The 23,068-nt window shown below is 70.4% G+C and carries 21 protein-coding genes; 6 read left to right on the forward strand and 15 right to left on the reverse strand.

All coding sequences use genetic code 11. From position 1 onward, the window contains the following. Positions 1-127 precede the first annotated feature (127 nt). Entirely contained in the window at positions 128-1,048 is a 921-nt protein-coding gene (locus ACIHIX_RS01745; protein WP_399948618.1) for a heavy metal transporter, read from the forward strand. A gap of 310 nt (positions 1,049-1,358) precedes the next feature. Beyond that, positions 1,359-1,811 carry an ATP-binding protein gene (locus tag ACIHIX_RS01750; protein WP_399948620.1) on the forward strand — a complete coding sequence of 151 codons (453 nt, stop codon included), beginning with the start codon at positions 1,359-1,361 and terminating at the stop codon, positions 1,809-1,811. Between the two features lie 64 nt (positions 1,812-1,875). On the opposite strand, the gene ACIHIX_RS01755 is transcribed toward ACIHIX_RS01750, so the two are convergent. Continuing rightward, a complete protein-coding gene (locus ACIHIX_RS01755) occupies positions 1,876-2,967 on the reverse strand; it encodes a bifunctional succinyldiaminopimelate transaminase/glutamate-prephenate aminotransferase (RefSeq protein ID WP_399948622.1) in 1,092 nt (363 codons plus the stop codon). Between the two features lie 128 nt (positions 2,968-3,095). Then, positions 3,096-3,413: a ferredoxin gene (fdxA, locus tag ACIHIX_RS01760; protein WP_010047804.1), complete on the reverse strand. Its 318-nt coding sequence runs from the start codon at positions 3,411-3,413 to the stop codon at positions 3,096-3,098. Positions 3,414-3,553: 140 nt separating this feature from the next. Here fdxA and ACIHIX_RS01765 point away from each other — a divergent pair, with 140 nt between their 5' ends. Next, complete coding sequence (locus tag ACIHIX_RS01765; RefSeq protein WP_399948624.1) at positions 3,554-4,564, forward strand: GNAT family N-acetyltransferase; 1,011 nt, start codon at positions 3,554-3,556, stop codon at positions 4,562-4,564. Positions 4,565-4,593: 29 nt separating this feature from the next. Beyond that, on the forward strand, positions 4,594-5,445 hold the full coding sequence (locus ACIHIX_RS01770) for a transglutaminase-like domain-containing protein (protein WP_399948626.1): 852 nt from the start codon (positions 4,594-4,596) through the stop codon (positions 5,443-5,445). Between the two features lie 85 nt (positions 5,446-5,530). On the opposite strand, the gene ACIHIX_RS01775 is transcribed toward ACIHIX_RS01770, so the two are convergent. From ACIHIX_RS01775 to ACIHIX_RS01810, 8 genes are all read right to left on the reverse strand, one after another. Further along, positions 5,531-6,145, reverse strand: coding sequence for a DNA-binding response regulator (locus ACIHIX_RS01775; RefSeq protein WP_399948628.1), 615 nt, complete (start codon positions 6,143-6,145; stop codon positions 5,531-5,533). Continuing rightward, complete coding sequence (locus tag ACIHIX_RS01780) at positions 6,142-7,350, reverse strand: sensor histidine kinase (protein ID WP_399948630.1); 1,209 nt, start codon at positions 7,348-7,350, stop codon at positions 6,142-6,144. The genes ACIHIX_RS01775 and ACIHIX_RS01780 overlap by 4 nt, the downstream gene beginning before the upstream one ends. Then, the gene (locus ACIHIX_RS01785) at positions 7,347-8,105 is read right to left on the reverse strand and encodes an ABC transporter permease (protein ID WP_399948632.1); all 759 of its coding nucleotides are present in this window, start codon (positions 8,103-8,105) and stop codon (positions 7,347-7,349) included. Before ACIHIX_RS01785 ends, ACIHIX_RS01780 begins: the two co-directional genes overlap by 4 nt. Continuing rightward, positions 8,099-9,007 carry an ABC transporter ATP-binding protein gene (locus tag ACIHIX_RS01790; RefSeq protein WP_399948634.1) on the reverse strand — a complete coding sequence of 303 codons (909 nt, stop codon included), beginning with the start codon at positions 9,005-9,007 and terminating at the stop codon, positions 8,099-8,101. The genes ACIHIX_RS01785 and ACIHIX_RS01790 overlap by 7 nt, the downstream gene beginning before the upstream one ends. Positions 9,008-9,138: 131 nt before the next feature. After that, entirely contained in the window at positions 9,139-11,532 is a 2,394-nt protein-coding gene (locus tag ACIHIX_RS01795) for a hypothetical protein (protein WP_399948636.1), read from the reverse strand. Between the two features lie 160 nt (positions 11,533-11,692). Continuing rightward, positions 11,693-12,103 (reverse strand): DUF6113 family protein, encoded by a 411-nt coding sequence (locus ACIHIX_RS01800; RefSeq protein WP_399948638.1) that lies wholly within the window; start codon positions 12,101-12,103, stop codon positions 11,693-11,695. Further along, positions 12,100-12,960, reverse strand: a complete 861-nt coding sequence (gene mshB, locus ACIHIX_RS01805) for an N-acetyl-1-D-myo-inositol-2-amino-2-deoxy-alpha-D-glucopyranoside deacetylase (RefSeq protein WP_399948640.1) — start codon at positions 12,958-12,960, stop codon at positions 12,100-12,102. Before mshB ends, ACIHIX_RS01800 begins: the two co-directional genes overlap by 4 nt. A gap of 31 nt (positions 12,961-12,991) precedes the next feature. Then, positions 12,992-13,186 (reverse strand): hypothetical protein, encoded by a 195-nt coding sequence (locus ACIHIX_RS01810; RefSeq protein WP_171142976.1) that lies wholly within the window; start codon positions 13,184-13,186, stop codon positions 12,992-12,994. Positions 13,187-13,364: 178 nt separating this feature from the next. Here ACIHIX_RS01810 and ACIHIX_RS01815 point away from each other — a divergent pair, with 178 nt between their 5' ends. Further along, positions 13,365-15,479: a prolyl oligopeptidase family serine peptidase gene (locus ACIHIX_RS01815; RefSeq protein ID WP_399948642.1), complete on the forward strand. Its 2,115-nt coding sequence runs from the start codon at positions 13,365-13,367 to the stop codon at positions 15,477-15,479. A 124-nt stretch (positions 15,480-15,603) separates the two neighbouring features. On the opposite strand, the gene ACIHIX_RS01820 is transcribed toward ACIHIX_RS01815, so the two are convergent. From ACIHIX_RS01820 to ACIHIX_RS01840, 5 genes are all read right to left on the reverse strand, one after another. Then, on the reverse strand, positions 15,604-16,641 hold the full coding sequence (locus ACIHIX_RS01820; RefSeq protein ID WP_399948644.1) for an ABC transporter ATP-binding protein: 1,038 nt from the start codon (positions 16,639-16,641) through the stop codon (positions 15,604-15,606). Further along, the gene (locus ACIHIX_RS01825) at positions 16,634-17,608 is read right to left on the reverse strand and encodes an ABC transporter ATP-binding protein (protein ID WP_399948646.1); all 975 of its coding nucleotides are present in this window, start codon (positions 17,606-17,608) and stop codon (positions 16,634-16,636) included. The genes ACIHIX_RS01820 and ACIHIX_RS01825 overlap by 8 nt, the downstream gene beginning before the upstream one ends. 424 nt (positions 17,609-18,032) lie before the next feature. After that, positions 18,033-19,004 (reverse strand): ABC transporter permease, encoded by a 972-nt coding sequence (locus ACIHIX_RS01830; protein WP_399948648.1) that lies wholly within the window; start codon positions 19,002-19,004, stop codon positions 18,033-18,035. Further along, positions 18,997-19,920: an ABC transporter permease gene (locus ACIHIX_RS01835; RefSeq protein ID WP_399948650.1), complete on the reverse strand. Its 924-nt coding sequence runs from the start codon at positions 19,918-19,920 to the stop codon at positions 18,997-18,999. Before ACIHIX_RS01835 ends, ACIHIX_RS01830 begins: the two co-directional genes overlap by 8 nt. Before the next feature lie 7 nt (positions 19,921-19,927). Next, positions 19,928-21,568: an ABC transporter substrate-binding protein gene (locus ACIHIX_RS01840; RefSeq protein ID WP_399948652.1), complete on the reverse strand. Its 1,641-nt coding sequence runs from the start codon at positions 21,566-21,568 to the stop codon at positions 19,928-19,930. 503 nt (positions 21,569-22,071) lie between these two features. On the opposite strand from ACIHIX_RS01840, the gene ACIHIX_RS01845 reads away from it, so the two are divergent. Further along, positions 22,072-23,067 (forward strand): ABC transporter permease, encoded by a 996-nt coding sequence (locus ACIHIX_RS01845; protein WP_399948654.1) that lies wholly within the window; start codon positions 22,072-22,074, stop codon positions 23,065-23,067. Position 23,068 lies beyond the last annotated feature (1 nt).

Raw genomic sequence — 23,068 nt, forward strand, 5'->3', positions numbered from 1 at the left:
CGCCCGGGCGCTCGCGGTCGCTGTCCACACCCGGCTCGGGGGCCACAGAGGCCTCCAGTACCTTGTACGGATGCCAGAGCCGTCACCCTCTCCCCGACGCCGTCGTCGTGGCCGCTTCCTCCGTTTCATGGGGGCCCTCGTGGTCCTGTGTGCCGTCGCGGGCTATCTCGTGGTGCAGTACGTCACCGGGGGCGCGGGGAAGCCGGGCTGCACGGTGGTCTCGGGCAAGGACGACGGGACGGCGTACGACTTCACGCCGGAGCAGGCGGTGAACGCGGCGACCATCACGGCCGTCGGCACCGGGCGCGGGCTGCCCGACCGGGCCGTGGCGATCGCGCTGGCGACCTCGATCCAGGAGTCGGGGCTGCGCAACATCACCCACGGCGACCGGGACTCGCTCGGTCTGTTCCAGCAGCGGCCGTCACAGGGCTGGGGCACGGAGAAGCAGATCATGGACCCGGCGTACGCGGCGGGGAAGTTCTACGAGCATCTGGTCAAGGTCTCCGGCTATACGAAGATGCCGCTCACCGAGGCCGCCCAGCGCGTGCAGCGCAGCGGCTACCCGGAGGCGTACGCCAAGCACGAGCCGGACGCGACGCTGCTCGCCGCCGCGCTCACCGGATCCTCACCGGCCACGCTGACCTGCGACGGACGGCCGGCCGCCACCCTGGCCGCCGGGCCGGCCGGGGTGCGGGACGCGCTGGTGAAGGACTTCGGGCGGGACGCGCTGGACACGGCGGCCGAGGACGTGGCCGAGGGCGCGACCTCGGCCCCCGCCGCCGAGGCGACGGCCGCGGAGCGGACGCTGACCGTGCCCGTCACCGCCGACGACTCGGCGGCCAAGCGCTCGGCGCGGCAGCGGGGCTGGCAGCTCGCGCACTGGGCGGTGGCCAACGCCGCCACGCTGCACATCGAGAGCGTCCGCTACGCCGGGCGGCAGTGGACCGCCGGGAACACCCAGAGCGAGTGGCGGGCCGTGGCGGCGGCCGAGGGCGCGGGCGGGGCGGAGCGGGGCACCGGGTCCGTGCGGATCGTGACTGCTCAGTAGTACGGGCCGTCACCCGCAGGGGTTACGCGGGCCCTCCGCGGACGCGGGTGTGCGCAGGTTTTCGTGGTCTCACCCTCGTATCCGCCGAATCCCTTGCGAACACAGGGCTGTAAGGATTCGGCGGACTTTCGGATCGGGCGCCTTTTGCCCGTTTTTATCCGCAGCCGATAATGCGACGCATTGCCAACTCTTTACGTTGGGCGTCCGCAACCTTCGCGGGCTTCGAGCGGTAGTCACTGCGTCCGAGCCCGGTGATCAACTGCCGGGATCGGCTGGACACTTCCTCGTTCTCTCCCGTCAAAGGAGCATCATGTCCCTCCCCCTGACCCGCAGGATCGCCCGTGCCGCGCTGCTCGTCGCTGCGGGAGCGGCAGCCGGGGTCGGTGCGGCCGGCTCCGCCAGTGCGGCCCCCGCCGAGCTCCCCGCCACTCCGAACCTGAGCGGTCTGACCGCCCTGGACGCGGCGAGCGTCGGCAACAACGTCGACGGTGCCACGCAGAACGTCACCAAGCTCGCGGGCAACACCGGTGGCAACGCGGTCAAGAAGGCCGTGCCGACGGCGGGCAAGACCAGCGGCAAGGTCGCGAAGAAGGCGGCGCCCGCCGCACAGCAGACGGCCGGTGACGCGGCGGGCTCCGCCGGCGACATCCTGGGCGACACCACGTCCACCGCGACGAAGGGCGGCCTGCCGACGGACGCCCTCACCAAGGGCGGCCTGCCCGCGGCCGACTCGCTGCCGGTGAAGTCGCTGCCGCTCGGCTGAGTGCCTGGCTCGAACGGCCGACGGGGCCCGGGGAGTTTCCCGGGCCCCGTCGCTCTGTCTGTGATCACAGACGTTCCACGGCCGCCCGCACCCGCTCGTCCGTCGCCGTGAACGCCACGCGGACGTACGTCTTGCCCGCCTCGCCGTAGAAGTCGCCCGGCGCCACCAGGATGCCCAGCTCGGCCAGGTGGGCGACGGTGTCCCAGCAGGACTCGTCGCGGGTGGCCCAGAGGTAGAGGCTGGCCTCGCTGTGCTCGATGCGGAAGCCGTGCCGCACCAGCGCCTCACGCAGCGCCTCACGGCGGGCGGCGTACCGCTCGCGCTGCTCCTGTACGTGGGTGTCGTCGCCCAGTGCCGCGACGACCGCCGCCTGCGTCGGCGCCGACGTCATCATGCCGCCGTGCTTGCGGATCTCCAGGAGGGGACCGAGGACGGCCGGGTCACCGGCCAGGAAGGCCGCCCGGTACCCGGCCAGGTTGGAGCGCTTGGAGAGGGAGTGGACGGCCACGATGCCCTCGTACGAGCCGCCGTTGACGTCCGGGTGCAGGACCGAGACCGGGTCGGCCTCCCAGCCGAGCTCCAGATAGCACTCGTCGGAGAACAGCAGCACCCCGTGCTCGCGGGCCCAGGCGACGATCCGGGTCAGTTCCGCCTTCGGCAGGACCTTGCCGGTCGGGTTCGACGGGGAGTTGAGCCACAGGAGCTTCAGGCCCTCGGGGTCCAGCTCCGTCGGGTCGTCGTAGACCTGGTACTCGGCGCGGGCCAGACGGGCGCCGACCTCGTACGTCGGGTAGGCGAGGCGCGGGTGGGCGACGCGGTCGCCGGGGCCCAGGCCCAGCTGGGTGGGGAGCCAGGCGACGAGCTCCTTTGAGCCGACGATCGGCAGCACGTGCCGGTGGGTGACGTCACGGGCGCCGAGGCGGCGCTCCAGCCAGCCCGTGATCGCGTCGCGCAGCGCCGGGGTGCCCCAGACCGTCGGGTAGCCCGGGGAGTCCGCCGCGTCGATCAGGGCCTTCTGGATCAGGTCGGGAACCGGGTCGACCGGGGTGCCGACGGAGAGGTCGACGATGCCGCCGGGGTGGGCCGCGGCCGTCTTCTTGTACGGCTCCAGCTTGTCCCAGGGGAAGGTGGGGAGGCGGTCGGAGACTGCGGACACGGGTTCTGGCTCACTTTCTCGTACGGATGGTTCTCGTACGGCAAAACGCCTCGGTCCCGTACGGCGATCAGAGCTGATCCGGCCGTACGGGACCGAGGCGGCACGAAGACTGCGGGCCGCTTGCGCGCTTACGCCTGGGGCGGCAGCGCGGCGATGAAGGGGTGGTCCCGCTCGATCAGACCCAGCTTGCTGGCGCCGCCGGGGGAGCCGAGCTCGTCGAAGAACTCGACGTTCGCCTTGTAGTAGTCCTTCCACTCCTCCGGAGTGTCGTCCTCGTAGAAGATCGCCTCGACCGGGCAGACCGGCTCACAGGCACCACAGTCGACGCATTCGTCCGGGTGGATGTACAAGGACCGGGAGCCCTCGTAGATGCAGTCGACCGGGCACTCCTCGATGCACGCCTTGTCCTTGACGTCGACACAAGGCTGCGCGATGACGTAGGTCACGCTGTCGTTCCTCCTCGATAGGGCGCTGGCGGGCCTCCATAGGCTCCGCCGCCTGGCGCGCGGGAGCGCGGCGTCGTCGATGCCCGCCCCTAGTATCTCCGTTCTTGGGCATGGTCCGAACAGGAGGGGTGAACTGACCTGTGGAAATCTCTGCGACGGGACGCCTTGAGGTCCGCATCACCGCTGCTGACGTGGGTAAACGGGTCTCTGTACGCCGCATGAACGATCCTGCGGTTCCGGGTGAGAAGTTCACCGACACGGTGGGTGTTCTCGCATCATGGGACAACGGTGTGCTGCTGATCACACGGAAGGACGGCGAGACCGTCCACATCGCGGAATCCTCGCTGGTCGCGGGCAAGGTGGTGCCGAGCGCACCGGCCCGCCGCCGGGGGCCCTCCGCCTCGTACGCCGAACTCGCCCATGTCTCCACGCGCGCGTGGCGGCCGGTGGAGAGCGAGCGGCTCGGCGCGTGGGAGCTGCGGGCCGCGTCGGGGTTCACCCGGCGAGCCAACTCGGTCCTGCCGGTCGGCGACCCGGGCCTGCCGCTGGACGAGGCCCTGGACGCCGTACGGCGCTGGTACGGAGCTCGCGGGCTGCCCGCCTACGTCCAGACCGCGACCGGCGCCGAGGGCACGCAGGAGCTGCTGTGCGCGGAGCTGGAGCGGCGCGGGTGGGTGCGTGAGGTGACGGCCGAGCTGTGGATCGGGGCGCTGGCGCCGATCGCCGACCGGGCCGAGGGCGCCGGGGTGGAGCTGTCCCGGGACGTGGACGAGGCGTGGCTCGCGCGGTACCAGCGCAAGGGGGTGAGCGAGGTGGCGCTGAAGGTGCTGTCGAGCGGGCCCTCGGTGTGGTTCGCGCAGGTGCCGGGAAGCGGTGGCGTGCCTGCCGCCATCGGGCGGTGTGTGGTGGACGGACGCTGGGCGTCCTTCGCCGCGGTCGAGGTCGGTCCCGAGCAGCGCCGGCGGGGCCTCGCCACCGAGGTCATGGCCGCGCTGGCCCGGCGGGCGCTCGACGAGGGCGCGTCGGCGGCCTGGCTCCAGGTCGAGACGGAGAACGCGGGGGCGCGGGCGCTCTACGCCGGGATGGGCTTCGCGGCGCATCACGCGTACCACCACTACCGGGAACCGGCGGCCGCCGGAAACAGCCGGTAGCGATCGCTGTGAGAGGGCACGAGCCAGCTATGCGTCTGCCGCATCCACCGTCCCCGGAACGCTCCGCCGAGCTGCGCGAGCGGTTCGCCGAAGAGGCCCGCTCCGAGCGGCCCGACCTGGCCGCGCTCTGTCTGCTGCTGGGCGCGCAGGCGGACGCGGGCCTGGACGAGGCGGGCATCGACGCGGCGCAGATCGAACTGGACGAACTGGCCGGGCGGTTGCCGTTCCGGCCGGGCGGGCCGCGGTCATGGGCGGTGGCGCTGCGCGAGCTGCTCGGGGAGCGGTGCGGGTTCCGCGGCACCGCCGGGGACTACCAGCGGCTGGAGTCGTCGTTGCTGCACGAGGTGCTCCGACGGCGGCGCGGGCTGCCGATCCTGCTGTCCGTGGTGTGGATGGAGGTGGCGCGGCGGGCGGGGGCGCATGTGTACGGGGTCGCGCTGCCGGGGCACTTCGTGGTCGGGTTCGGCGCCGCGGAGGAGCAGGTGCTGGCCGATCCCTTCGAGGGAGGCCGGGTGCTGACCGGGTCCGACGCGGAGTTGCTGGTCGTGGGGGCCACGGGGGCGCCGTTGCAGCCGTCCATGCTGGCGCCGGCCGATCCGTTGGAGGTGGTGGTGCGGATTCTCAACAACGTGCGGGCGTGGGCGGCGGCTCGGCCGGAGCGGTCGGATGTGGCGCTGTGGGGTGTGGAGTTGTCGCTGCTGCTGCCCTCTCATCCGGCTCGGTTGCGGTACGAGCGGGCTCAGTTGCTGGTGAAGCGGGGGGATTTCCTGGCGGGGGCCTCGGAGTTGGAGGCTTATGCGGAGGTGGTGGGGGCGGTGGACGAGGGGGCGGCTGAGCGGGTTCGGGGGCAGGCTCGGTCGGCTCGGGCGATGCTGAATTGACGCCCGAACGCCGTAGGGGTTCGCTGGTAGCGCGAGTGCGGGTGCGTCGTGGCCGGTCGCGCAGTTCCCCGCGCCCCCAAGAGCCTCAGAGCCAGCCCTTTTCTCGTGCGAGGCGCGCTGCCTCTGCCCTGTTGCGTACCGCCAACTTCTGGATCGCCGTCGACAGGTAGTTGCGGACCGTGCCTTGCGACAGGTGCAGGGTTGCCGCCAACTCGGCGTTCGTCGAGCCGTCCTCCGCTGCCCGCAGGACCTCGCGCTCCCGGTCCGTCAGGGGGTTCGCGCCCTCCGCCAGTGCCGCTGCCGCCAGCGTCGGGTCGATGACGCGTTCGCCCGCGAGTACCTTGCGTACCGCCGCCGCCAGTTGGGCGGCCGGGGCGTCCTTGACCAGGAACGCGTCGGCGCCCGCCTCCATGGCGCTGCGGAGGTAGCCGGGGCGGCCGAAGGTCGTCAGGACGACCAGTTTCACGCCGGGCAGGGCCTTGTGGACCTGGGCCGCCGCCTCGATGCCGGTCATCCCGGGCATCTCGATGTCGAGGAGGGCCACGTCCACCGCGTGAGCCTGAGCGGCGGCCAACACCTCGTCGCCCCGGGCCACTTGGGCGACCACCTCGATGTCGTCCTCCAGGCCGAGGAGGGCGGCGAGGGCCTCGCGGACCATCGACTGGTCCTCGGCGAGGAGGACCTTGATCGTAGGGCTCATGCCCCGGATCCTACGGGCGCCGGGGTGCCCGCGGGGACGCGGGCGACCAGCCGGAAGCCTTGCTTGGTGCGGTCCGCGTCCAGGGTGCCGCCCGCCTTCTCCAGGCGCTCGGTGAGGCCCGTGAGACCGTTGCCGGGGCCCTTGCCGGAGCCGCCCGAGCCGTTGTCCTCGACGGAGAGTTCCAGCACCGGTCCGTCGAGGGTCTGGCGGCGCAGCACCTCGACCGTGCAGCGGGTCGCGCCGCTGTGCCGTACGACGTTGGTGACCGCCTCGCGCAGCGCCCAGGCGAGGGCGCTCTCGCTCTCCTCGGGGACGTCCCTGAGGTCGGGTTCGGCGGGTACGTCGGCGATGACCGAGGCGGCCGTCAACGCGACCTGGGCGCCCGCGAGTTCCTCGGACAGCCGGGGGCGGCGATAGCCGGTGACGGCCTCGCGTACGTCCACCAGGGCCTGGCGGCTGACCTGTTCGATGTCGGCGACCTGCTGGGCGGCCTTGTCGGGGTGGTCGGGGAGCATCCGGCCGGCGAGTTCGCTCTTCAGCGTGATCAGGGACAGGGAGTGGCCGAGGAGGTCGTGCAGGTCACGCGCGAGGCGCAGACGCTCCTCGTTGGCCGCGAGCTGGGCGACCGTGGCGCGGGCCTTGCGCAACTCCACGGTGGTGGCGACGAGTTGCCGGATGCCGGTCATGGAGTAGCCGACCAGGAGCACCACCAGGAACAGGCCCCAGGCCTCGTCCAGGTTGTGGGCGTGCCAGCCCGCCAGCATCATCGCGGCGGTGGTGAGCGGGATCGTCCAGTAGGCGGTCCGCAGCGGGAAGGCGACCCCGCAGGTGACCGAGACGTACACGAACAGGCCGAGCCACGCACTGCCGAAGCCGAAGGCCAGGGCGAGCCCGAGCGCCCAGAGGGTGGCGGCCAGGACGTTGATGATCCCGCCGCGGAAGGGCCGGCCCATGGTCCGGAAGACGAGGGTCAGATAGATCCCGACGAAGGCCACTAGACCCGCCCAGCCCGCCGCCGTGGCCGCGGTGGTGTGGTGGCCTGCGTTCAGGTCCCGCACCGGGGAGGCGAGGAAGACCAGCCAGGGCAGGACCCACACCAGCTTCCGGATCGCCTCGCCGCGGTTGCGGGGTGGCCGGCCGATCCGGATCAGCCGTTCCGCCCGCGCTTCGTCGTCGGGCCGCAGATCGTCCGTCATCGCGCTCACGCCTTCAGCGTGTCCTTCCGGTAGAGCCAGGCCGCGCCGCCGGTGAACAGGGCGAAGAAGACGGCGAGGACGGCGATGTCCTTGGCATGCGGGGCCTGGCTCTGTTCGATCGCCTGTCCCAGGGCAGCGTACGCGTGCGTGGGCACCCACTTGGCGATGTCCTGGAGCCAGTCCGGGAAGCTCGTCGTGGGCATCCACAGACCGCCGAGGATGGACAGCCCGAAGTAGGTGATCATCGTGATCGGCCGGACCGCGTCCCCGCTCGCCAGATACCCGATGGCCACGCCGAGCGCGGCGAAGACGAGGCTGCCGGCCCAGATCACGCCGGTGAGCGCGAGCCACTGCCAGGCGGCAAGCCGTACGTCCTTCACGGCCGCGGCGACGACGAGGACGACGACTATGGAGGGCAGGCTCACCACGGCCGCGCTCGCCGTCTTCGCGAGGACGTAGCCGTGCCCGGGCAGGGTCGTCAGCCGCAACTGCCGTACCCAGCCGCTCTCCCGCTCCTTGGCGATGCGCTCGCTGTTGCCCATCAGGACGGCCGTGAGGGCGCCGAAGGAGGCCATCGAGACCATCATGTAGGTCGGCAGGGTCAGGCCCGTGCCGTCGATCCGGTCCGTGCCGTCCGCGCTGCCCGCGATGAGCAGGAAGAGCAGGGACGGGTAGAGGACGGAGAAGAACAGGAACTTGCGGTTGCGCAGGGCACGGCTGAGTTCCAGCTTGATGAGGCTCCGCGAGGCAAAGGTGTTCAGCATGACGAACGGGCCTCCTCGGCCTCGGTGATGGCGACGAAGGCCTGCTCCAGGCCGAGCCCGGCGACCTCCAGGTTGCGGGGGTAGAGACCGAGACCGTAGACGGCGTGCACGGTGGCGTCGGCGTCGGCGGACTGGATGCGGACGGTGGTGCCGGAGACGGACAGGTGGGCGAGGAAGGGCAGATCGCGCAGCGTGTCCGGGTCGATCGGGCCCTCCAGGTCGAAGGAGATCCTCCGCGCCCCCGCCTTCGCCTTGATCTCGGCGGCCGTGCCGTCGGCCAGCAGCCGGCCGCGGTGCAGGACGAGCACCCGGTCGGCGATGGCGTCGGCCTCTTCGAGGTAGTGGGTGGCGAACAGCACCGTCCGTCCCTGGTCGGCCTGTTCGCGCATGGTGGCCCAGAAGGCCTGGCGGGTGGTGACGTCCATACCGGTGGTCGGCTCGTCCAGGACGATCAGATCGCTGTCGCCGGCGGTGGCGAGCGCGAAGCGGACCCGCTGGGCCTGGCCGCCGGAGAGCTTGTTGACCTTCCGGTCGGCGATCTGGGTGACGCCGGCCCGGGCGAGGACGTCCTTGGCCTTGTACGGCTTCGGATGCAGGTCGCAGGCGAGTCGCACCAACTCGGCGACGGTCACCTCGTCCATCAGCCCGCCGCTCTGCAGCATCGCGCCCACCCGCCCGGCGACGATCGCCTCACGCGGACTGGTGCCGAACAGCCGGACGCTTCCGCTGTCCGCCTGCTTGAGCCCGAGCAGCAGGTCGAGCGTGGTCGACTTGCCGGCGCCGTTCGGGCCCAGCAGGGCCACGGTCTCCCCGGGATGGAGGCTCAGTGTCAGACCGTCGACGGCCCGCACCTCGCCGTACGCCTTGCTCACCTGGTCGAACGCGACCACTGTCGTTGTCATGTGATCCAGAGTGGCCGCCGAGGCCCCCTGCCCGGCAGTGTCGGCGGTCCTGACTGCCGGATGACAGATGTCATACGACGGCCAGGGGCACCCGGCGAGTGCCGGGTGCCCCTGGTCAGAGCCTGGTGCGGCTAGCTCGGGTCGGTGTCGATGGTGACGACGCGTTCCGCCGTGCTCTTGCCGCGCAGGGCCTTGCGGAGGGCCGAGGCGACGTCCTCGGGCAGGACGTCCCGCTTGCCGCTCGCGCCGTTGATCTGCACACCGGCGAAGGTGGTGCCGTACGCGGCCTTGAGCGCCTTGAGGTCGTAGTAGTCGACGAGCTTGCCGTCGACTGCCTTGAAGCTCAGGATGTCCGGCAACGACAGCTGGCCGAACTTGATGAAGTGCGCCGCGTCGGTCTGCACCTGGACGGTCTGGGCCATCGCGGGCTCCGCGATCGACTTCATCATCGCGTCGACCTCGGCGTTCGAGATCGTCGGCTGCTTGGTCGTCGTCGGGAGCGTGACCGCGCCGGCCGAGCCGGTCTCCACCTGGGTGCGGTACGCCTGTTCGACCGACGTCGTCGACCTGGCGACGTCGATGCCCTTGCCGGCTTTGCCGTAGACGGCGACGGCCTTGCCGTTCTTGAACTTGATCGTGCCCTCGGTCGCCGAGCCGGAGCTGCCGGAGGCGTCCTCCAGGGCCGCGGTGAGCTTCTCCTCGTCGACCGGCATCTCCGGCTCGATCACGCGCTGGCCGCCGAAGAGCGAGCCGATCACGGAGACCGGGTTGTAGTCGCTGGTCGCGGCCTTGCTGACGGTGGCCTGCATGTCGAACTGGAGGCCGGCCTGGTCGGGCTGGAGCTGGACGGTCCTGCCGTCCACCGACAGCTTCAGCGGCTCGTTGACCTTCTTGTCGAAGGCCGCGTCGAGCTTCTTGACCGCGTCGTCGCGAGTGCCGCCGCCGATGTCGACGCCGAGGACCGTGGTGCCCTTGGGCACGTCGGAGTGGTTCATCAGCAGACCGGCGCCGTACGCGCCGCCGGCGACGACGACCACACCCACGCCGACCAGGGTCAGCTTGCTGCGGCCCTTCTTCTTGGGCTTCTTCTTCGAGGACGCCGGCACGTTCTGCGCGACGGGCTCGGGCAGCTTCGGGGGCGTGTGCGGCAGCGGTCCGTCGGTGCCGGGGCCCGGGCCGAACGGGGAGTTCTGGCCGGTGGACGGCACGACCGGGATGCCGCTGGTGACGGTGTGTCCGGAGACGTTGTCCGGCGGGGTGCCGTAGCCGGGGGTGCCCGGTTCGGGGGCCGGCTTCTGCGGGGTGAGGATCGCGGTGTCGTCGCTCAGACCACCACCGGGACCGCGACCGGGGCCGCCCTGCGGACCGGCGCCGGGGGCGCCGGGCGGGGCGGTGACGCCGGGTCCGGCGAAACCGGTGGAGGCGGAGGCCGCGCCCGGAACACCGGGGCCGCCCTGGCGGCGCTGACCGCCGGGGGCGCCAGGTCCGCCCGGGCCGACCCGGGGGCCGCCGACCGGCGGTACGACGGGACCGTCGCCGGTGACCGGGCCGCCGGTCGGGCCTGCCGGGCCCTGCGGGCCGCCGTAGCCGGCCGGGCCGCCGAAGTCGTTCGGCCCGTTGAAGTCGTTGGCGGGCGGGAAGCGGTGCGAGCCGGTCGAACTGTTGAAGTCGTCCGCACCGCCGGGGAGGCCGCCCTGGGCGCCGTAACCGTTCTGCCCCACAGGGCCATTCTGACCGCTGTGGGCGTTCTGGGCTCCGTCGTTGTCCGAGAAGTACGGCAGGTCGTCGCGCCGCGGCTCGCCGCCGGGGCGTGAGCCGCCGCCCAGCGGGCCCGCCGCCAGCGCCTCGGTCACGTCGAAGGAGCCCGTGCCGCCGCCGTGGCCCGGGGCCACGGGACCGCCGGTCGCGCCGGGCAGGCCCGCGCCGTTGGTGGAGCCGGAGCGGGAACCGCCCGGCACGCTCATGGAGCCGACCACCCCACCGGGGCGCCCGGCACCGGGCCGCGCACCGCCGGGAGCGGCACCGGCCGGGGCACCCGGCGCGGCGCCGGAAGCGGCCGGTGCGGGCGCCGAACCCCCGGGCAGACCGGCCCCGTTGGTGGCGCCGCCGCCCTGACCGCCCTTGGCGGGGCCGGACTTGCGCGGGGCGAACCAGTCGCTCGTCTTCTCCTCGGCGGACGGAGCCGGCTCGGCGGGAGCTTCGACGGTGCCGTGGGCCGCGCTGTCGGCGACGGGGGCGCTCGGCGCCGGCGTCTCGGCCGTGGTGTCACCCGCGGTGCCCTCGGCGTCCGCGACGGGCGTCCGTACGACGACCGGCGGGATGGGCCGCGACCCGGGGATGTTGATCCGGATCCGGGTCGTCAGCGTGGTCTCGGTCTTGCGCTCCTCGGACTGCGAGGCCGAACGGCCCGCGTCCGTACCGTCATCGGAAGCCATGGGGGTCCCGTAGGGCGGCGTGCCCGAAGGGTATGCGGCTCCGCCGCGCCCGTTGGGCCCGGAGGACGGACTGTCAGTTTCACGACTCAAGGCAGGTTCTCCCGGTTGGCTCCACCGACCGTGTCGGCCCCAGTGCTTCGGGCGGCTCGGCGGCGCGCACCACCATACTGGCCACTTCTGGCCCGTATCCCACGACCGCTGGGGAAACCCACACGGGACTCGCACGTCCCTGTCGCGGCGAAGTGGTACGTCACTTGCCAAGTCGGACGGCGTCGCCGTCCGGTTGCCGCCCCGCCCCGAGCGTGGCGCAGATCACAGCCGTAGCCATGCCACCGAGCAGGAAGAGGTAGGAGCCCGCTCCCGCGCCGAAGAGGAAGTCGCCTTCGGGGCGGGTGGCGGTGAGCAGGATGACGGCGAGCATCCAGCCGGCCGCCGGTGCGACGGCCCCGCCCCGGCCTCCGACGGCACGCGCGCCGCCGAGGCAGAGTCCGGCCTCGCCGGCGAGCGCGAGCAGCAGGCCGCCCGGGAACCAGCCGGACTGTACGAGGGACCCGGCGGCGCCGACGAGCGCGCCGAGCACGAAGAGGCCCAGGTAGAGGAGGGCTCGTGCGGCGGAGGGGGCCTTGAGGGGCTGGGCGAGCAGGGATCCGTGGTCGTTCACGAGAGGCCCCCGGTGCCGGCGAAGAGGTCGGTCTCCCGATCCCCGGGTACCCGGTCCCCTCGTACCAACTCGTAGTACTCGGTGGTGAAGACGGGCTGCACGAGGTCATTGGAGAGGACGAAGTACGGGGCGGCGACCGTGATCTGGGTGGCGTGCGCCGCCATCGCGGCGGCCTTCGCGGCGGCGTGGGCGGTGCCGTCGATCTCGGTGGTGATCCGCTCGTCGGCTACGACACCCGGTACGTCGTCGAGGACGCCCGGCTTGTCGAAGGGCAGCCCCGGCAGTGCCTCGGCCAGCCGCTCGAAGGCCTGTTCGCCGACCGTGCGCGGGACGCGGTTCCAGTAGACCTTGGGGATCGTCCAGCCCGCTTCGGCCGCCAGGTCCGCGGCGCGCATGGCGACGCGGTGGGCCTGGATGTGGTCGGGGTGGCCGTAGCCGCCGTTCTCGTCGTACGTGACGAGGACCTGCGGCCGTACCTCCAGGATCACCCGGACGAGAGCGGCGGCGGCCTCGTCGAGATCCGCCTGCCAGAAGCAGGCGGGGTCGTCGTTGTCGGCGAGGCCCATCATCCCGGAGTCCCGGTAGCGGCCCTGGCCGCCGAGGAGACGGAAGTCCTCGACGCCGAGTGCGCGCATCGCGGCGGTGAGCTCGCCGAGGCGGTACTCGCCCAGGGCGGTGCCCGACAGGTGCCGGAGCTCCGGCGGAATGACCTCGCCGCGCTCACCGAGCGTGCAGGTGACCAGGGTCACCCGGGCACCCTCGGCCGCATAGCGAGCCATCGTCGCGCCGTTGTTGATCGACTCGTCGTCCGGGTGCGCGTGCACCAGGAGGAGGCGTCGGGCCGGTGGTTCCGTCATGGGACCACCCTAAAGGCGACCCCGGGACGGGTCAGAACTTGATGCTGCCGATCATCCCCGCGATGTTCGTCGTCAGCTCACTGATGGTGGGCGCGACGGTCGAAGAGGCCAGGTAGAACCCGAGCAGCATGCAGACGACCGCATGTCCGGCCTTCAGTCCTGACTTCTTGACCAGAAGGAAGACGATGATCGCCAGCAGCACTACCGCCGAAATCGAGAGCGCCACGGCGGCTCACCTCCAAAGATCCCAAGAGCGCGGGGGGTTCGGACCAGGGGGGCAGATAAATCCATACGACAGCCAGCAGGTTCATACCCACTATGCGCTAGTGATCATAACTATCCGTACTCGCGCATCGGTCGGCGCACGGACGCACAAGGGGGCGTATGGCCAATATGGTCGGGGCATGACGACGACGTCCGACTCCTTTCCTCGCCGGCACGCCCGCACCCAGCGCTTCACGCTCGGCGCGCCGCGTGCGTTCACCGTGGCTCCCGACGGTTCCCGTGTCGTGTTCCTGCGCTCGTCCTCCGGTACGGACCGGGCCAGTTCGCTGTGGGTGCTCGACCCCGCGGACGGCGGGGAGCGCGTGGCGGCCGACCCGCGCGCCCTCCTCGGCGGCTCCACGGAGAACCTCTCGCCGCAGGAGCGGGCGCGGCGCGAACGCAGCCGGGAGGGCGGCGCCGGGATCGTCGGCTACGCCACCGACGCGGCCGTGGAGTTGGCGTCTTTCGCCTTGTCAGGGCGGCTTTTCACGGCCGAACTGCGGGCCGGTACGGCACGTGAACTCCGGGTCCCGGGACCGGTGATCGACCCCCGCCCCTCCCCCGACGGCCGCTTCGTCGCGTACGTCGCCCAGGGCGCCCTGCGGGTGGTCGGCGCCGAGGGCGAGGGGGACCGGGCCCTGGCGGAGCCGGAGTCGGATCACGTCACCTACGGTCTCGCCGAGTTCATCGCGGCCGAGGAGATGGGCCGGTCACGGGGGTTCTGGTGGTCCCCGGAGGCGGACCGGCTGCTGGTGGCGCGCGCGGACGACACGCCGGTGGAGCGCTGGTGGATCTCCGACCCGGCCCATCCGGAACGTGATCCACAGCACGTCGCGTATCCGAGGGCCGGGACGGCGAACGCGGAGGTACGGCTGTTCGTGGTCGGCCTCGACGGGGCCCGCACGGAGGTCTCCTGGGACCGGGCCCGCTACCCGTATCTGGCGCATGTGCACTGGTCAGCGGCGGGTGCCCCGCTCCTCCTCGTACAGGCGCGCGACCAGCGCAGTCAGCTGTTCCTGGCCGTGGATCCGGCCTCGGGGACGACCCGGATGGTGCACGCGGACGAAGATCCAACTTGGCTTGATCTTTTCCCAGGGGTGCCCTGCTGGAGCCCGTCCGGACGACTGGTGCGGATCGCGGACGAGGGCGGCGCGCGGGTCCTCGCGGTGGGCGACCGCCCGCTGACGGGACCGCAGTTGCACGTCCGCGCGGTGCTGGACGTGTCCGACGACGACGTGCTGGTCTCGGCGTCGGCCGGGGAGCGGGCGGCGGCGCCCGAGACCGGCGAGGTGCATGTGTACCGGGTCAACGAGCTCGGGGTGGAGCGGGTCTCGCAGGAGCCGGGGGTGCACTCGGCGGTGCGGGCCGGGAGCGTGGGCGTGCTGGTCTCCGCGGTGCCGGGGCGGGCCGGGTCCGTGGCACAGGTGCTGCGGGACGGGAAGCCGACGGCGACGATCACCTCGTACGCCGAAGATCCTGGTATGTCCCCGCGCGTGACGCTGACCGAGGGGGGCGCACGGCGGATCCCGTGCGCCGTGCTGTTGCCTCGGAACCACCAAGGGGATGAGCGTCTTCCGGTTTTGCTGGATCCCTACGGGGGACCGCACGGTCCGCGCGTCCTCGCGGCCCACAACGCGCACCTCACCAGCCAGTGGTTCGCGGACCAGGGTTTCGCGGTCGTGGTCGCGGACGGCCGGGGCACCCCGGGCCGCTCGCCGGCCTGGGAGAAGGCGATCCGCGACGACTTCACGGTGTCCCTGGACGACCAGGTGGAGGCGCTGCACGAGCTGGCCGAGCGCTACCCGCTGGACCTGGACCGGGTGGCCATCCGGGGCTGGTCGTACGGCGGCTGGCTGGCGGGGCTCGCGGTCCTGCGCCGCCCCGACGTCTTCCACGCCGGGATCGCGGGCGCCCCGGTGACGGACTGGCGGCTGTACGACACCCACTACACGGAGCGGTACCTGGGCGATCCCGGTACGGCACCGGAGGTGTACGCGAAGAGTTCACTGGTGACGGACGAGGGCCTCTCCGCCCCCTCGGACCCGCACCGCCCGCTGATGATCGTGCACGGCACCGCCGACGACAACGTGGTCTTCGCCCACGCCCTGCGGCTGTCCTCGGCCCTCCTCGCCGCGGGCCGCCCGCACGAGGTGCTGCCGCTGTCCGGGGTGACCCACATGACCCCGCAGGAGGAGGTCGCGGAGAACCTGCTGCTGCTCCAGGTGGACTTCCTGAAGCGGTCGTTGGGGTCGTAGGGGTACGGCAACGGGCCGGGACGACATGGCGCGTCCCGGCCCGTTTACGGCACCCGCACGGCCGTACGTTGTTCAGCCTGACGCGTCCGTATATCGGAACCGGGTCAGCCAAGTTGCCTCCGTGTTACTCCGGCGCCTCGGGCGGCACCACCTGCATCTCCTCCGCGAAATGGCAGGCCGAGTCATGGGCCGCGGGGCCCGGGAGGAGACGGAACTCGCTCGGCACCGCCAGGGCCGGGACCTCCATGGCGCACCGCTCCTGTGCTTTCCAGCAGCGGGTGCGGAAGCGGCAGCCGGAGGGGATGTTCGTCGGGGAGGGGACGTCGCCGGACAGGATGATGCGTTCGCGGTGCTCACGGGCCTCGGGGTCGGGCACGGGGACGGCGGAGAGCAGCGCCTGGGTGTAGGGGTGCGTGGGGTGGTCGTAGATCTCCGCGTCCCTGCCGATCTCCACGATCCGCCCGAGGTACATCACGCCGACGCGGTCGGAGATGTGGCGGACGATGGAGAGGTCGTGGGCGATGAAGACGTAGGAGAGGTCGAAGTCGTTCTGGAGGCGGTCCATCAGGTTGATGACCTGTGCCTGGACGGAGACGTCGAGCGCGGAGACCGGCTCGTCGGCGACGATGACCTCCGGGCGCAGCGCCAGGCCCCGTGCGATGCCGATGCGTTGGCGCTGGCCACCGGAGAACTGGTGCGGATAGCGGTTGATGTACTCGGGGTTGAGGCCGACCACGTCCAGGAGGTCCTGGACCTTGCGGCGGCGGTCGCCCTTGGGTGCGACCTCGGGATGGATGTCGTAGGGCTCGCCGATGATGTCGCCCACCGTCATACGGGGGTTGAGGGAGGTGTACGGGTCCTGGAACACCATCTGGATGTTGCGGCGCACCGACTTGAGGGCCTTGCCGGACAGCTTGGTGATGTCCTCGCCCTTGTACTTGATCGAACCGGCGGTCGGCTGCTCGAGGTTGACCAGCATCTTGGCGACGGTCGACTTGCCGCAGCCCGACTCCCCGACGATCCCGAGCGTCTCTCCACTGCCCAGCGTGAAGTCCACACCGTCGACCGCCTTGACGGCCCCTACCTGCTTCTTGAACAGCACGCCCTGGGTGAGCGGGTAGTGCTTGACCAGTCCGCTCACCTCGATGATCGGCTCAGCCATTGAGGCACTCCCTCCAGAAGTGACAGGCGCTCGTGCGGTCCTGCGACACCTCGTACAGCGGGGGTTCGTCCGTCCGGCACACGTCCTGGGCCATCGGACACCGGGGGTTGAACGCGCAACCCGGCGGGATGTCCATCAGGTTGGGCGGCAGCCCCTTGATCGCGTACAGCTCCTGGCCCTTCTGGTCCAGGCGCGGGATGGAGTCCAGCAGACCACGCGTGTAGGGGTGTGCCGGGGCCTTGTAGATGTCGTGCACCGGCGCCTGCTCGACGATGCGGCCCGCGTACATCACCGCGATCCGGTCGGCGACGTCGGCGACCACACCGAGGTCGTGGGTGATGAGGATGAGCCCCATGTTGTACTCGCGCTGCAACTCCGCGAGCAGATCCATCACCTGCGCCTGGACGGTGACGTCGAGGGCCGTGGTCGGTTCGTCGGCGATGATCAGGGCGGGCTCCAGGGCCATCGCCATGGCGATCATGATGCGTTGGCGCATGCCGCCGGAGAACTGGTGCGGGTACTGCTTGACCCGCTCCTTCGCGGCCGGGATGCGCACCCGGTCCATCAGCTCCACGGCCTTGGCCCGCGCGTCCTTCTTCGACATGCCCCGGTGCACGACGAACATCTCACCGAGCTGATCGCCCACGGACAGCACCGGGTTCAGCGAGGAGAGCGCGTCCTGGAAGATCATCGCCATCTCGGCGCCACGGACCTTGCGCCGCTCCTCCTCCTTGAGCTTCAGCAGGTCCTTGCCCTGGAAGAGGATCTCGCCGCCCGCGATGCGCCCCGGCGGCATGTCGAGAATGCCCATGATCGCCTGCGCGGTCACGGACTTCCCGGACCCGGACTCCCCCAGCACGGCCAGGGTCTCCCCCGCGTCCACGGCGTAGTCGACCCCGTTGACCGCCTTGGCGACCCCGTCCCGGGTCTTGAACTCCACGTGCAGATCACGCACTTCCAGGAGCACGGCTCACCTCAGCTTCGGGTCGGGGGGCGTCGCGGACGAGGTCCACGCGGACAACGAACGCCGATACGGCGACCGACCGGGCGACGACATCGCCACCGGGCCGGTCGAGGAGAGCGGGCAGACCATGCCTCCCGGCACCCTCACGGCTTCCAGCACGCGCACGCCCCTCACCTCAGCTTCGGGTCGAGGGCGTCGCGGGCGAGGCCCATGCGGACAGCGAAGGCCGATACGGCGACCGGCCGGGCGGCGGTATCGCCACCGGGCCGGTCGAGGGGAGCCGGCACGCCACGACGCCCTTCAGAGACGCCCGTGACGCCGGACGGCCTCAGGGCTCGGGGCGCCTTCACGACGCCCAGCGCCCTCACGACGCCCCGCGTCCCAACGGCTCGCGGCAGCCTCGCGGCTTCCAGCACGCGCACGCCCCTCACCTCAGCTTCGGGTCGAGGGCGTCGCGGACCGCGTCGCCGAGCATGATGAACGCGAGGACGGTGAGGGCGAGGGCGCCGGCGGGCCAGAGGAGCATGTGGGGGGCCTGGCGGATGTAGGCGGAGGCCGCGGAGATGTCGATGCCCCAGCTGACGGTCGGCGGCTTCAGGCCCACGCCGAGGTAGGAGAGCGTCGCCTCCAGGGCGATGTACGTGCCGAGCGCGATGGTCGCGACGACGATCACCGGGGCCACCGCGTTCGGCGCGATGTGGCGGAGCAGCTGGCGGGAGTGGGAGGCGCCCAGCGCCTTCGCGGCCTGGACGTAGTCGTTCTGTTTCGCCGTGATGACCGAGCCCCTCGCGATGCGGGAGATCTGCGGCCAGCCCAGCAGCACCATGAAGCCGATCACCGGCCAGACCGTGTTGCTGGTGACCACGGACAGGAGGACCAGGCCGCCCAGGACCACGGGGATCGCGAAGAACACGTCGGTGATGCGGGACAGGATCGAGTCCCAGAAGCCACCGAAGAAGCCGGCCAGGCCGCCGAGCACCGAGCCCAGGATCGCGACCCCGAGCGTGGCGCAGACGCCGACCGTGACGGACGTACGGGCGCCGTAGACGGTGCGGGTGTAGACGTCGCAGCCCTGCCCGTCGAAGCCGAAGGGATGGCCTGGTTGGGAGCCCTCCTGGGCCTTGGCCAGGTCGCACTTGAGCGGGTTGCCGGAGGCGATCAGCGACGGCCACAGGGAGATGACGACCAGGAAGAGGATGACCAGGCCCGAGATGATGAAGACCGGGTTGCGGCGCAGGTCCCGCCAGGCGTCCGACCAGAGCGAGCGGGGCTTGCCCTGGGGGCCGCCCGACGGGCCGGGCCCCTTCTCCAGCGTGGTCGCCTCGCTGACCGCGAGGTCCATGGCGCCGCCCATGCCGGTCCCGGCGATCGCGCCCTCGGGCTCCTGGGGTTCAGGCATAGCGGATCCTCGGGTCGAGTACGGCGTACAGGAGGTCGACGAGCAGGTTGGCCACCAGGAAGACCAGCACGAGGACGGTGACGAAGCCGACCACCGTCTGGGTGTTCTGGCGCAGGATGCCCTGGTAGAGCTGGTAGCCGACGCCGTGGATGTTGAAGATGCGCTCGGTGACGATCGCGCCGCCCATCAGGGCGCCGATGTCGGTGCCGATGAAGGTGATGACCGGGATGAGGGAGTTGCGCAGGAGGTGGCGGATGACGACCCGTCGTCTCGGCAGCCCCTTCGCCACCGCCGTACGGACGTAGTCGCTGCGGCGGTTCTCCGCGATCGACGTCCGGGTCAGCCGGGTCACGTAGGCCAGCGACACCGACGCCAGCACCAGGCCCGGCACGATCAGTTCGCTGAACGTGGCGTCCGCGGACACCGACGGTTTGATCCAGCCCCACTCGACGCCGAGGAGGAGCTGGAGCAGCAGGCCGGTGACGAAGGTCGGGACCGAGATCACGACGAGCGTCAGCATCAGGACCGAGGTGTCGACGGGCTTGCCGCGGCGCAGGCCCGTGACGACACCCAGGGTGATGCCGATGACGATCTCGAAGAGGATCGCGACGATCGTCAGGCGGATCGTGACGGGGAACGCCGTCGCCATCAGCTCGGTGACCTTCTGCCCGTTGAACGCGGTGCCGAAGTCGCCGGTGAAGACGTTCCCCATGTAGGTCAGGTACTGCTGCCAGACGGGCTTGTCGAGGCCGAACTCCTTCTCCAGCTGGGCGGCGGTGGCGGCGTCGCACTGCCGGTCGCCGCACAGGCCCGCGATGGGGTCGCCCATCACGTTGACCATGAGGAAGATGAGGAGCGTGGCGCCGATGAACACCGGGATCATCTGGAGCAGGCGCCGGACGACGTAGCGTCCCATGGCAGGCTCAGCCGACCTTGATCTCGTTGTAGACCGGGACGCTGAACGGGTTGAGCTTGACGTTGGAGAGCCGCTCCGAGTAGCCGGCGCTGCCGTTCTGGTACCAGAGCGGGATCGCGCCCATGTTGTCCCGCAGCACCTTCTCGGCGTCCTGGAACGTGGAGACGGCCTTGGCGGTGTCGGTCTCGGCGTTGGCCTCGTCGACGAGCTTGTCGAAGTCCTTGTTGGACCACTTGCCGTCGTTGGAGGAGGCGTTGGTGTAGTAGAGCGGCTGGAGGAAGTTCTGGATGAGCGGGTAGTCCATCTGCCAGCCGGCCCGGAAGGGGCCGCTCATCTTCTTCTCGGTGATCTGGTTGCGGTAGTCGGCGAAGGTGCCGACCGGGTTGCCGACGCAGGCCTTGTCGTTGTCGAGCGCGTTGTTGATCGAGTTGCACACCGCGTCGACCCACTGCTTGTGCGAGCCCGTGTCCGCGTTGTACGTGATCTTGACCTGGCCTCCGGGGAGGCCGCCGCCCTCCTCGATCAGCTTCTTCGCCGCGGCGGCGTCGTATTCACAGGCGTCCCCGCACAGACCTTCCTTGAAGCCGCCGGCCTCGCCGAGGACCGGGGAGGTCCAGTCGCTGGCCGGGGTGCGGGTGTCGTTGAAGATGGTCTTGGTGATCTGGTCCCGGTTGATCGCCCGGGACAGTCCGGTGCGGACCTTCTCCATGCCCGCCGTGTTCCACTTCTTGTCGTAGAACGGGAAGGCGAGGGTCTGGATGATGCCGGCCGGGGTGTTGAGGTAGCGGTCGCCCAGGTCGGCCTGGACGTTCTTGAGCTGGGCGGCGGGGACGTCGTCGACGAGGTCGAGGTTGCCGGCCATGAGGTCGGTGTAGGCGGTGTTGTTGTCGGTGTAGACCTTGAGGGTCACTCCGCCGTTCTGCGCCTTGTCCGCACCGGGGTAGCCGTCCCACTTCTTCAGGCTCATCTGCGAGCCCTTGGTGTACGACGCGATGGTGTACGGGCCGTTGCCGACCGGCTTCTTCAGCCAGCCGTCGTGGTCGGTGAAGAAGGCCTGCGGGAGCGGGGCGTAGGCCGGGTAGCCGAGGGTGTCGGGGAAGGTCGAGAACTTCTGGTTGAGCTTGACCGTGAAGGTCAGGTCGCCGGTGACCTTCAGGCCGGAGAGCGTCTGCGCGGTCTGCTTGCCGCCGTCCTCGGGGTGGACCTTGTCATAGCCGTCGATGTACCCGAAGAAGTACGCGTTCTTCTGGTTGTTCTTGAGGCTGGCCCCGTAGTTCCAGGCGTCGACGAAGGACTTCGCGGTGACCTTCTCGCCATTGGAGAAGGTCCAGCCGCTCTTGACGGTGACGGTGAAGTTCTGCGAGTCGCTCGTGTCGATCTTCTCGGCGAGCATGTCCTCGGCCTTGCCGGTCTCCGGGTTGTACCTCTTCAGGGACCGGAAGATCATGTCGAGCACCTTGCCGCCCTGCACCTCGTTGGTGTTGGCCGGCTCCAACGGGTTCTGCGGGTCGCCCCAGGAGGCGCTGAGCGTCGCGCTGCTGTCGCCACCGCCGCCGCCGCTGTCGCTGTCCCCACCTCCGCAGGCCGTCGCCGCGAGGGCTACCGCCGCCGCGCATGCGGCCCACTTGGCGTGCGTGGCTCCACGCATGGAGTGCCTCCTGATTGACTGCGCTGATCCGTTACCGGCAAATATCGACGTAAATCAGGCAAACCGCACACGTATTGAGCCCTTTAGGGGAACGGGTGGAGACCTCCCGGGAAGGTCCGACCTCTCCGTCAGTGGATCTTGCGTGCAGGACGCAATGGATCTTCACGTTCCGATGCAGAACCGTTGGATTGCGACCCGCCTATGTACGGATTTCGACACGCCACAGTCCGCATATCGAACTCATTGCCCGATTGGGGCAGTTGGCCCGATATAAAACACGGATCGATCACGAGGCGCTACACGCGTAGCTACAGATTGGTCAAGTCCAGGTAAAGAAAGTAAAGAGAAACCCAAGTCGACCGAGAATTTATTGACCTTGAATGAATTGCGTTGAAAAAGTCCGGCGTAGCCCGTAGGGGAGTGCCCTGCGGAGTCATCAGACCCTCCCTTGGGCCAGGAGCACCATGACCCCCCCAACTCCATCGGCGGCTGCCCCGCTTGAGGTGACCGAAGAGAGCGCCGAGAAGTCGATCACTTCTCCCTCTCCGAAGGCCAACGAAAGCCGCTCACCCGGGCAGCTCGCCTGGCGCCGGTTCAAGCGTGACCGCACGGGCGTCATATCGGCGTACATCGTGATCTTCTTCTTCACGATCGCCGTCGCCGCTCCGCTCATAGCCAAGCTGTACGGGAAGAACCCGTACGACCAGTACGGCCAGGACGCGCCGATCGGCACACTGCTGAACGACGCCGGCTACCCCATCAAACCCAACGGCGGCATCGACGCGAACTTCTGGTTCGGCATCGAGCCGGCCATGGGACGCGACGTGTTCACGTTCCTGCTCTACGGCATCCGGACCTCGCTGATGATCGCCACGATCACCACGGTCCTGGTCACGGTCCTCGGTGTGATCGTCGGCGTCTCCGCCGGCTACCTGGGCGGAAAGACGGACTATCTCGTCAGCCGGGTCATCGACATCGTGCTGTCGTTCCCCTCCACCCTGTTCTTCATCGCCTTCACGCCCGTCGTGTACGGCCTCTTCTGGGCCGCCGACGAGGAGATCCCCGCCTGGGGACGCGGCGTCTGCCTGGTCGTGCTGCTCACGGCCTTCGGCTGGGCCTCCATCGCCCGCCTGCTGCGCGGCCAGGTGCTGGCCCTGCGCGAGCGTGAGTTCGTCGAGGCCGCCAAGGTGACCGGAGCCTCCCCCGGCCGGATCATCTTCAAGGAACTGCTGCCCAACCTGTGGACTCCGATCCTCATCCAGTCCACCCTCGCCCTCCCGGCGTTCGTGACCGCGGAGGCGGGCCTCGCCTTCCTCGGCGTCGGCATCCAGGACCCGACCCCGGACTGGGGCGTGATGATCCAGCGTGGAGCGCAGTACTACACGGACGACATCACCTTCATGATCTTCCCGGGCGTCTCGATGATCATCTTCGTCCTGGCGTTCAACCTCCTCGGCGACTCGGTCCGCGACGCACTCGACCCGAAGTCCAAGCGCTGAG

Origin of the sequence: Streptomyces sp. NPDC051913, assembly GCF_044593635.1 — a bacterium.
GTDB lineage: Bacteria > Actinomycetota > Actinomycetes > Streptomycetales > Streptomycetaceae > Streptomyces.

Bases quoted from the DNA above. Each gene is read 5' to 3' on its own strand.
- ACIHIX_RS01840 (WP_399948652.1), bottom strand. From the start codon at position 21,568: ATGCGTGGAGCCACGCACGCCAAGTGGGCCGCATGCGCGGCGGCGGTA.
- mshB (WP_399948640.1), bottom strand. From the start codon at position 12,960: ATGACGGAACCACCGGCCCGACGCCTCCTCCTGGTGCACGCGCACCCG.
- ACIHIX_RS01770 (WP_399948626.1), top strand. From the start codon at position 4,594: ATGCGTCTGCCGCATCCACCGTCCCCGGAACGCTCCGCCGAGCTGCGC.
- ACIHIX_RS01745 (WP_399948618.1), top strand. From the start codon at position 128: ATGGGGGCCCTCGTGGTCCTGTGTGCCGTCGCGGGCTATCTCGTGGTG.
- ACIHIX_RS01785 (WP_399948632.1), bottom strand. From the start codon at position 8,105: ATGCTGAACACCTTTGCCTCGCGGAGCCTCATCAAGCTGGAACTCAGC.
- ACIHIX_RS01835 (WP_399948650.1), bottom strand. From the start codon at position 19,920: ATGGGACGCTACGTCGTCCGGCGCCTGCTCCAGATGATCCCGGTGTTC.
- ACIHIX_RS01820 (WP_399948644.1), bottom strand. From the start codon at position 16,641: ATGGCTGAGCCGATCATCGAGGTGAGCGGACTGGTCAAGCACTACCCG.
- ACIHIX_RS01830 (WP_399948648.1), bottom strand. From the start codon at position 19,004: ATGCCTGAACCCCAGGAGCCCGAGGGCGCGATCGCCGGGACCGGCATG.
- ACIHIX_RS01775 (WP_399948628.1), bottom strand. From the start codon at position 6,145: ATGAGCCCTACGATCAAGGTCCTCCTCGCCGAGGACCAGTCGATGGTC.
- ACIHIX_RS01750 (WP_399948620.1), top strand. From the start codon at position 1,359: ATGTCCCTCCCCCTGACCCGCAGGATCGCCCGTGCCGCGCTGCTCGTC.
- ACIHIX_RS01790 (WP_399948634.1), bottom strand. From the start codon at position 9,007: ATGACAACGACAGTGGTCGCGTTCGACCAGGTGAGCAAGGCGTACGGC.
- ACIHIX_RS01815 (WP_399948642.1), top strand. From the start codon at position 13,365: ATGACGACGACGTCCGACTCCTTTCCTCGCCGGCACGCCCGCACCCAG.